This window comes from Plesiomonas sp., from assembly GCF_051650925.1.
GTDB lineage: Bacteria > Pseudomonadota > Gammaproteobacteria > Enterobacterales > CAMTGL01 > Plesiomonas.
Genome location: NZ_JBOFRH010000079.1, coordinates 1 through 1,704 on the forward strand (window position 1 = coordinate 1; position 1,704 = coordinate 1,704).

General features: G+C 51.3%; 1 protein-coding gene, 1 pseudogene and 1 riboswitch. Of the genes and pseudogenes, one reads left to right on the plus strand and one right to left on the minus strand.

All coding sequences use genetic code 11. The features are described 5' to 3' along the window. Positions 1–305 (minus strand): annotated as a pseudogene (locus ACRC27_RS01830) (lysine-sensitive aspartokinase 3); the annotation flags it as partial. A 156-nt stretch (positions 306–461) separates the two neighbouring features. Then, a riboswitch (Lysine riboswitch) is annotated at positions 462–631 on the minus strand. 168 nt (positions 632–799) lie between these two features. Here ACRC27_RS01830 and ACRC27_RS01835 point away from each other — a divergent pair. Beyond that, on the plus strand, positions 800–1,704 hold a 905-nt coding region (locus ACRC27_RS01835; protein ID WP_438639051.1), incomplete at its 3' end, for a pyridoxal-phosphate-dependent aminotransferase family protein.

Below are 1,704 nucleotides of genomic sequence, written 5' to 3' on the forward strand. Positions count from 1 at the left end.
GCTTCTGCCAGTGCGCTGATATTTTCGAGCATATGCTGAATGGCGCTGACCGTTGCCGGTGGATTGCCTAAATCACGCAAAATAGCGTGCTGGATTTGGCGAACTTCATTGAGGTAGTCAACCCGTTGGTCAGCATCACAGCCATTGGCTAACGCGACCAGTAAATTGGTAACACCTGCCGAGGCAGAAAGCACCACGACTTTAGTGTGTTGATCATCCAAAACAATCTCGGCACAACGGCACATCGCCGGATGGTTGGCGACACTGGTTCCGCCAAATTTGGCAACAGTCAGATAAGACATCATGAAAATTCCTCGTGACCTCGAAAATAGTCCTTACGTTCTTGGCACGTAGCCCGCAGAACCGAGAAGGGGTAAAGCAAGCAGCGGGAGTCGCAAATGCGAACGGAATTTAGCCAAAAATCCGGGGAGTGAGATACCCAAATGCCGATGAAAATTCCTGCACCCAGAAGCGCTCCACCGATAACGGTGACAGCCCGGAGGATTCAGCCTCCGTAGCCGATCATGTTGCATCCGCCGCAACACAATCTCGGCATACACTCCCCTTGCGGATAGTCACTGACTGCGGTGTCGACTACCCGTTACCTGAATGATGCACCTCTTCTGGCCTGCTTGCCCTCAATCCATATACGGTGGCAAGCAAGGTTGACACCAGAAATATCGGTTTATTTTTAAGCTGTCAATCAAATTGTTAATCAATGTGATTATTGCGATTATGGCCAAGCCTTCCGATACTAAACTGTGTGTATTCTTCCGGTTAGCCAACAAGGAGTGTTCCGATGCATTTACATTCATTTATCCCACCACGGCGGATTTTAATGGGCCCAGGCCCGTCAGATGTCAGCCCGCAAGTGTTACAGGCGTTATCACGCCCAACCATTGGCCACCTTGATCCACTGTTTATTCAGATGATGGATGAGCTAAAAGCGTTGTTGCAGTACGCCTTTCAGACCGAAAATCCGTTTACCATTGCCGTCTCTGCGCCCGGTTCGGCGGGAATGGAGGCCTGTTTTGTCAATATCGTTGAACCGGGTGATAAAGTGCTGGTATGCCGCAATGGTGTGTTTGGCGCGCGTATGGCTGAAAATGTTGAACGAGTAGGTGGCCAAGTGGTGCTGGTGGAGGATGCATGGGGCGCACCGGTTTCGGTAGATAAAGTATCGGCTGCATTGAGTGCCGATCCCGCCATTAAAATCGTGGCCTTTGTGCATGCTGAAACCTCAACCGGCGCATGTTCAGATGCGCAAGCACTGTGCCAGTTGGCCCGCGATCACGACTGTCTGACCATTGTTGATGCAGTAACGTCGCTTGGCGGCGTGCCACTGTATGTTGATAAATGGGGTATTGATGCTGTCTACTCCGGCAGCCAGAAGTGCTTATCTTGTGTACCGGGTTTATCACCGCTGTCGTTTTCAGCCCGTGCGCTGGCAAAAATACAGGCGCGTAAAACCAAAGTGCCCAGCTGGTTTTTAGATCAAACCTTAGTGTTGGGATACTGGAGCGGCAGCAGTAAGCGCAGTTATCACCACACCGCACCGGTGAATACGCTATATGCCTTGCATGAATCCTTGTTGCTGTTGCAGCAAGAGGGGCTGGAAAATGCGTGGGCCAGACATCGTCAGATGCACACCGAACTGAAAGAGGGCTTGCAGGCGCTAGGGTTGCAGTTTGTGGTGGATGAAGC